This is a genomic window from Acinetobacter lwoffii (genome assembly GCF_024129855.1).
Lineage (GTDB): Bacteria > Pseudomonadota > Gammaproteobacteria > Pseudomonadales > Moraxellaceae > Acinetobacter > Acinetobacter lwoffii_L.
Genome location: NZ_JAMXXC010000045.1, coordinates 1 through 8,125, shown reverse-complemented (window position 1 = coordinate 8,125; position 8,125 = coordinate 1). Strand labels below are relative to the sequence as shown.

General features: G+C 36.4%; 4 protein-coding genes and 2 pseudogenes. All 6 read right to left on the bottom strand.

What is annotated here, in order from left to right:
• Window positions 1–1,086: 1,086 nt before the first annotated feature.
• Window positions 1,087–6,132 carry a tyrosine-type recombinase/integrase gene (locus tag NI465_RS15995; protein WP_253145951.1) on the bottom strand — a complete coding sequence of 1,682 codons (5,046 nt, stop codon included), beginning with the start codon at window positions 6,130–6,132 and terminating at the stop codon, window positions 1,087–1,089.
• Window positions 6,129–6,800, bottom strand: a complete 672-nt coding sequence (locus NI465_RS15990; RefSeq protein ID WP_005105953.1) for a hypothetical protein — start codon at window positions 6,798–6,800, stop codon at window positions 6,129–6,131. Before NI465_RS15990 ends, NI465_RS15995 begins: the two co-directional genes overlap by 4 nt.
• Before the next feature lie 146 nt (window positions 6,801–6,946).
• Window positions 6,947–7,258: pseudogene (locus NI465_RS15985) on the bottom strand (IS66 family transposase); the annotation flags it as partial.
• Between the two features lie 74 nt (window positions 7,259–7,332).
• Window positions 7,333–7,521 (bottom strand): IS66 family insertion sequence element accessory protein TnpB, encoded by a 189-nt coding sequence (tnpB, locus tag NI465_RS15980; RefSeq protein ID WP_004647767.1) that lies wholly within the window; start codon window positions 7,519–7,521, stop codon window positions 7,333–7,335.
• Window positions 7,518–7,670 carry an IS66 family insertion sequence element accessory protein TnpB gene (locus NI465_RS15975; protein ID WP_004647769.1) on the bottom strand — a complete coding sequence of 51 codons (153 nt, stop codon included), beginning with the start codon at window positions 7,668–7,670 and terminating at the stop codon, window positions 7,518–7,520. The genes tnpB and NI465_RS15975 overlap by 4 nt, the downstream gene beginning before the upstream one ends.
• Window positions 7,667–8,027 (bottom strand): annotated as a pseudogene (locus NI465_RS16775) (transposase). Before NI465_RS16775 ends, NI465_RS15975 begins: the two are co-directional and overlap by 4 nt.
• Window positions 8,028–8,125 lie beyond the last annotated feature (98 nt).

Here is an 8,125-nt window from a genome sequence, read left to right as displayed (position 1 = left end):
AAGAAAGTTAAATCCTGTGCTTGACTCTTGTGGTTAAAAACAGGACATTTTAAATGGTTTATCGCATAGACATTTTAATTGGTGAATAACAGTATGATATTTCTTATTATATATCAGTATATTAAATTAAGCCGTTCTGGAGTATAGGGCACCAGAACGGCTTTTTATTGATTATTCATGTTCCACGCTTATTTACCAACCAATGTTCCACGGTTTTATGCAATCTAATTTAACCATAAAGTTTTAATTTTAGAAAATTAATATGAGACTTGATAAAAAAACCACCAATAATCGCGGTTTCTTTCAATGACAACTTATGTGTCGTTCAATGACATTTTATGCGTCGCAAATGACAACTTATGTGTCGCGTGACGTTATCCGCTTTAAATAAACATTTGATGATTGGATGTTTTTCAAGATCAGTTCGTGCTACTTCAAAATTGTCACGCTGCATTGAAGGTGACATTTCTTCTGCAACATGACTTTATGCTGAATAATATTTAATAATAGCAAACTAAGCATAATAGGCACAAAAAACTGTCAAAGCGGTTTTAATACTTCTGTAGTAATTTTCAGGTTTCCACGCCCGATTACAGATTTTGCTGTAACCTAATTATCAAATGGGTATCTTTTTCTTTGATCAAACCAAATTAGAATATTTTATTGATTTGTAAATGAAAAATATAAATAAATAAATAACGTATGGATCAAATTGAAAGCGAAGAAAAAAATCAAATTCGCGGATTTTCAGGCCTTTTAATCACTTATTAAGCTTAGGCTATTTCACCTAAGGAATCATGTTACATAGCTTCCAGCAGCAGACAAAACGCAATGGATAATGCGATGTTTTTCGGTTCTGTTGATCCATAAAAAATACTTAAGTCTCTATTATTAAGCTATAAATGAGCAGCAAGAAATTTTTCTAGTCAGGTAAATGATATTATGCACACGTAGCTATCTCGAACAAATTCACAGAATTTGGCTGCACTTACATCCAAATTGTCATTTGAAATTAGCTCAATTAAGGTAGCGCTGTCTTTCAAACCTTTGTGTAACAAAGCGTGCATAAGTCATATATACTTAGATTCAGATATGATCTCCAATCGCTAAATATCGTACACTCAACCACGCAAGTACCCATCGCACGGCGCTTAATGACGCTTGTTGAGACATTATTCTAAAATAATCATATTTATTATGTTTCATCACTACCGGAAAAAACTGATGTTCTATAAGAAGTGAAAGCATAGGTTTATCTTCTGCCGTAAAATGCATCAATACTTTTGTTACATTACTCTCATACAACCATTTTTTTATTAACCAATTATAAGTGTCTGATTGGTTTCGTTCTAAATAATCAAATCGCTCTAAAATTTTTTGTGCGGAATTAAAATCTACAGCACTTAGTAATTCAGGCAAACGTGCTAACTTTCCTTGTGTCAATAATGGATGTCTTCCTATATTTGAACCACGTTTACCTGAAGGAATGTTTGACATCGTAATTAAAGCTCTCTTCCAGGACTCAATATCTAATTGTGGCTGCCCCTGCCCAGAAATAAGATACCGCTCAATATCTTCAATATTTTGAAATAGTTCGTGTTTAATTACTTTACCCGTCGAATTTCCTCTTTTTTGAGCATAGATTACCCACCTCTGAGTTTGTCTTTTTTTGAGTACATATTTTTCGATGGTATCTCTCAACTCATATTTTAGATTACTATTCTGTTGGTTAATCGCTTGGAAATGCCTGAATAAATTACTCCGACTCATGACTCGCTTAAAAAATGCAGTATGTAAATTGGGTTGCTGTTGTTGCATGCTATAGGCATAAGTAGCTAGAAATAAGATATGAATATAATGCTTTAATGTTGTCGATTCATGTAAATGTCCAAGTACTCGACCAATCGCCTTAATCCCTTGACCGACCTGTCCTTCATTGCCTACTAGCGTATTAAATTGTTCATTCGATGGCATCCAATTTTGTAGCCATGGCAGTTCTATCGTGAGCACTTTAAAATCCACCACTGTTTGCAAACACTTTAAAGTATATGCACTTGCAAACGTATGTCTTAAATGATGTAAGCTGAGATCAACATCTCCAGTGACTTTCTTTAATATTTGAGATATTTGATCAAAAAAAGGCTTATGTTCACTGTTCTCATCAGACATTAATATCGAATATTTTTTATTTTGATAAACATCATCTAATCCCTTTTTAATCGTCTGACTTAATAAATTCATCGGAACAACACGTTCTGATCCGAGTGTTTTTAGCTGATGCTCACCATAAGGACGAATTCTGAGCATATCCTCATCAATATCTAAGGGCCGTAAATGAAGTGTCTCTGAACGGCGTACACCCATCGCCGCAGATAAACGAAAATGACGCTGAATCTCTAGACGTAAAACAGTATCATTCACCCCAGATTCTACAGATTGTAATATTTGAACGATCTGCCGCACTTCATTTTTTGAAAAAACCTTAGCACTTGCTTGATGCGCTGTACGCTTGTGTAACTTTATACGATCATCATTTAATTGAATTAAAAATTCTCTAAAGCGATTCCACGCAGCGAGATGCTTGCGGTGTGGAAAATGCTCTTGCGTCAACTCCATCCATTTTTGAAATACATCTTCATCAATCTGGCTATCTTTTGTTAAATCTTCTGAAAACCCCAATATACCTGCACTGACGATGGCCAAATGTAGATGAATCATATTTCGATTCTGTAGACTTAACTCTTCTGCATCACAGCGTAAAATCAACCATTGCACAAAGCATGTTAATAAATTGACTGAGTAGTGATTCGTTTTATTACTAGCAAGCTGTTTAAGCCAAATGCTTGATCTAGACTCACCTTTTAGTTGCTGAATCATCGCTAAAATATCAGACAAATGTAGTTGCTCATCGCCTATTTCTATTTCACTTTCTGGCTCAGTGCTATCTAAACCTGTGGTTAATTTTTCATATTCGGATAATCGTAATAATTCATTTATTGAAAGATCTTCCGTCAGGACTTGGCCTGATATATAACCTGCAATCAACGGAGTGCTATTTAACATCACCTTTTGCTGTAAAGCTTTCAACCATTGAGCTAACGATAGAGTTGACTTAAGCCCTATTTGTTTTAAATATGTATTAAAACACTTTTGCCAAGCCGTTCTTTGTTGATTTCTTGACTGTGCTAAAATCTCTTTTAATCGGGGCTGTAGATACTGTCGGTCTACTAATATTAAAGTCGAGACATAAGGACTTAACAGTACTGTACGGCGTATCTTCGTCACAGATCTATCATTATTCACTGTTAGCTCAACGAGCCGACTATTCCCCATAGCGACTATATATTGATCAGAAGCAATAAACTCCAACATCGCTTGTAAATAGCTCACTCTGCACAGTTGTGAATACATGGAGAGTACAACCAGCAAACGTCCTATTTCAATATCACAATTTTGATGTTCAGGTAAATGTTCTAAATCCTTCTGAATAAGATCAAGTAAGTTTTGTTCAGTATAACTCCATGTACTAAAACTATTTTCAGATGTCAGCCACGTACGATTAGCTTTTTGAGGAAGTTGAACGAATAAAGGAATTTTAGTTTTATCGCGAATATAAGCACAATATGCCTTTATGGCTTCTGGCAAATCAATGTTTGTATTTTTAGCTAAATGGGAAGCTAATACATGTCCAAGCTCTAAAGCTACTTGTGGCTCAGGATTTTCCTCAAAAATCAACGGACAATAGGACTCATACTCTGAGTTTTTCAGCCATTCTTTTACATCATTCTCTGAATATTGTATTCTCAGCTTCGTCTCTACTTGAGCTGTTTTAGTCTCTTGGGTTAAAACAAATGTTGGAATATGCTTGATTTTAAAAAAATCAAAACCTTCAAGACATTCGAAACCTAATTGTTTTTGCAAGTTTTCTTGTACATCAAGCCACTGTTGTTGAAAAGCTGATACAGGAAATACAGATAACATATCCCATGGATGACGACCCCGTATCCAGTGCCCAAGTCCAGCGTCCTTGAACCGTCCAGGTAACTGATTATAATCAGAGCGAACCAACTTCCGTGCCCAATTTCTAACTAAACCTTCAATCTGATGAGGAGCACAAAGTTGCACAGCATAAGATGATAAATCAACACGTGGTTCAATTTGCTCCCCTAGCATTCCCATCAAACCACGTAAACCTTGAATCTGTTTGATCAACGCTTGCGTCAATGGCACATAACGATCGGTTGATTCATCTTGATGATGTTTATCTTGAATCAATGCCCAGCCTTGCTGACTGATCCACTTTGGAAAGGGCTGCTTAATTCCTCGTCCTGCAGTTGCAAGATTCATCCATAATGCTGTATACAACGTCAAGCTATCAAAGAGCACCTGCCAATTTTTATGTTCAGAAGCCTGATTTATTCTCTTTTTTATTCGTGTAATTTCATTTTGTATTTCAACAATCTTTATTCCAATTGGGCTACCCACACGCTTATTGGAAGAGTATATATATTCAGGAATATTAATTTTTATCGTTCTTAAACAAGCAGCCCAGAGTTGCTCAAGTTGCCTCTGTTCAAAAGAGGCATAATGAATCAAGTTATCATAATTTCGACCTGATGCATTAGTCACTGCTTTAACGACAGCTAAATCACCTTGGCTATGATCATATAACAACCGTGGAAGAATATCTCGAATGCTTTTGAGGCTGATTTCTAGCTCTTTAGGTACACGGTTAATCAGTTCACTCACGTCACGTTCAACTGCCATATGATGTCTTGTAATCCCAAGATTTTTGACTTGACTCACTAAATCATTGAGTTCAATCGGTAAAACCAAATGTAATTCATTGGTCCATGGCACATGAAATTTAGAATCTTCTGGTTTTTTTTTGAGTGTCGGTGTCCCTGCAAACACACTTAATACATACGCAGATAAAGTATGATCATACTGAATAGCAATATTATTCTGATCTGCATTTTGACTAAAACGAGGCGCTGTTAATTCACTCACCGAACGTCCTGTGAGTAAACTTAATATTAAAGCTAATTTTGCGCGTAAAATTAAGCTGGTATCAGTATGAGATGGTTGACAGAGCCTAAATATTTCTTGAATTGAAATTAAGGACAATCGCGATTTGGTCCAAACTAAACCAACATTTGCAGCTTCAATATGTTGAGAAGTAGATTTAGAGGCATAAAAACCTCGAATTAAATCGGATTGTTCTGCCAAAAAAAATGTAAACAATGGCTCCAATGGTGTTTCATCTTCTTCAATCTCATTATCCTCAAATACTTCAGATACTAGACCACGATGAATTTCATCTACATCCTCTAAAGGTTGAATAGCAATACTTAATGAGCCGTACCGTTGCAAGATCAGTTTTCTATGCTTTAACCCTATACGGTGTAAAAATTCTCGACGTTTCTTCTTATTTTTTAGTGGATCATTTTGCCAAATTTGGGATAAAAACAGCTTTAATATATAAAAAACATCATTTAATCGTTTATCTTCAGAACCAGCAGACATCAAATGAATCAGTTGTTTCGGTGAATTTTGAATAAGTAATTCTTTGACTTGTTCTAAAATATACTCATTACCTTGATCACCCAACAGCCTGATTGCTAAAAAGGCGTTATACACACGAGATCCTTTTTGAGCTTTCAGCTTTATGCTTCCATCACCCTTTAAATAACTACTATAAAGCCCTAGGGTATGTACTTTTTTTTGAAAGTAAAATATTTGCTCTAAAAACCAAATAATTACTGTATCAAAACTCTCATTATTTCGACTTCGTCCTGCTTGAATCAATAGCAAATCACAAATTCCACTGTCTCCAGTGTATGGACGTAATGGCGTGGGTGTATGTGTGTTTCTATCTATTGTTTCTGAGAAAAAATGTGCATATTCCTCAGAATCCTGCAATCTACTAATGATCTTTAACGTATTAAGCTCATCACGAAATTCTGGTAATTCATCATCCCCAATCAATGTAAAGATTCGCTGACAAATGACAACAATGCCAGCTAAGCTATAGTGTGCACGCAACAAAAATAATGCTTGGATCAGTTCTTTTTCTTCTATATTTTCATTCTGATTAATACATTCTAGGAGCTTCTTGAAATAACTTTTCATGAACTACTCCGAATACGATAGACTCTTGCCTTCTTCAAGTCTGTTAAAGCCAAAGCAACTTCTGCCATTGGTGCCACACGAACAATTTGCTGCTGATATTTTTGATAAAGTTCCTCCAGTCGAGGTAAAAATACAGAAAAGTTAGCTAAATGAAAATATGGTTGCACAGACTTACCCAGCTCTTTCACTTTAATTCTTTCTAATGGCAAAAGCTTCTGGGCGATATAACCAGCTAAAACATTTTCGATTAAAAAATTACCACTCACCACCGGTGATGCCCAATTAACCAATTCTTGAACAAAGGAAATCGGCAGCTTTTTCAAAAAATGCTGTGTATTTAAAAATAAAATCATTTCTTCTGGATCTAAACTCTTTAGTCGAAGTTGGCCTGCAACCACCATCTTGTCCTGTGCTTTATCCACTTTAGCCCAGTGTCTTCTTTTCACACTATCCTTTAGAGTTTTTACCTTACATAAGTCCCTATCGACAGCAAGCAGTAACTTACGATATATCGCGAGCAGTAGTAATGCTTGATTTTTAATTTTTTCTGAAAACTCCCGGCTCATTTCCTCATTGAGTAACATCATTTTCAAAACTAAAACTGGGCATGGTTTTTCAAACCTGCCTTCAGAAATTGTTAATGCATCAATGAGCAATGGTGTCATCATTTTTTTCTGCACAGGTAAGTTATTTTTAGCGTCACAATAGTAGAATAACACAGTCCCAAAATTAACAAAATTAAATCAAATAAATTTTATATTTAATAAAAAAGTATTTGATTTATATAATTTATTTACTAACTTTGTTTTTATACTAATTCATCAGCTGCGATATCTTCTTCGACCGCTTCGTCCCAAAGATGGATTTGTTTGGCCGTTAAGTGTTCATTCTTCTGGGCGAACTTATGCCGTTTAAACTGCGCAAGTTCATGCTCGTATTTTTGATTGAGAATAGAGAGAGATTTAACTTTAGAATCTAATTGCTGATTGGTGACTTCAAGATGTTGAACTCTGGCATCTAATTGCTGATTTGATTATGCTAAAGACTGATGCTGCATCGCCAATTGCCGGGTAAATTCCAGCAGTTGTTCATGGGTCAGTTGGCTTAAATCAGGCAGCGTATTCATGGCCGCAGTATGCTTGAGGTCATGACGCAGAGGAAATAGAATGTTTGGAGAATAGCAGAATGGCCGAGCTTGGTTTAGAGCATTGTTACCACTTGCTGCAGACCGATTCTTTGCCAAGCTAAACCTTGGATCAGTGCTTGTAAGTGCTCCGGGCTGAGGGCCACGGTTTCACCCTGGTGAACTTTAGCGCAGTGGAATTTTCCCTGTTCCAGCCGCCGGGCACACAGCCAGATGCCCAGTCCATAATGCACCAGCACTTTCATGCGATGGTCACGTTTGTATTACAGAATAGGTAAGCACAATGCGGTTTGATATAGCCAAAGGCTCTCAGCACCTGAGCCATGACAGTATCCATACCTGCTCGCATATCCAGAGGTTGGGTAGACAGCCAGATTTCATCGATACGGATCATGTTGCAAGTGCCTTGAGTAATTCTCCTAAAGCAGATATTTCTGATACTTGCCATTTCAAGCCAATTTCTGATTTTGAGTGGGGTAAAGTAATTTGAACCGTTAACATGTCAGTAGGAGTAGGATCTAATGGTGCAGAGCAAGATAAAGCAATAAATGCAGGTTTATTCAGTAGTGGTGAGCGATCATTTCTCTAGCTTACCATCAATTAAGCGAATCCAGTTGGATAGGGGATTTGTATTCAATCCATGTTGCAAAGCGACTGAAGCAATTGAAACGTCCGGTGCTTTACAAGCCTGAACGATCTGCTGTTTAAATTCAGCACTGCATGTTCTTCGTTTTTTCTCAAGAGATGTGATGGATGTCTAGGGTGTGTTGACACTTTTAGCTTAAAAAAATAGCGAAGTAGTAAAATCAAATCGCCAAACCCAATTTTACTATTCGCTATGCCTCGTAC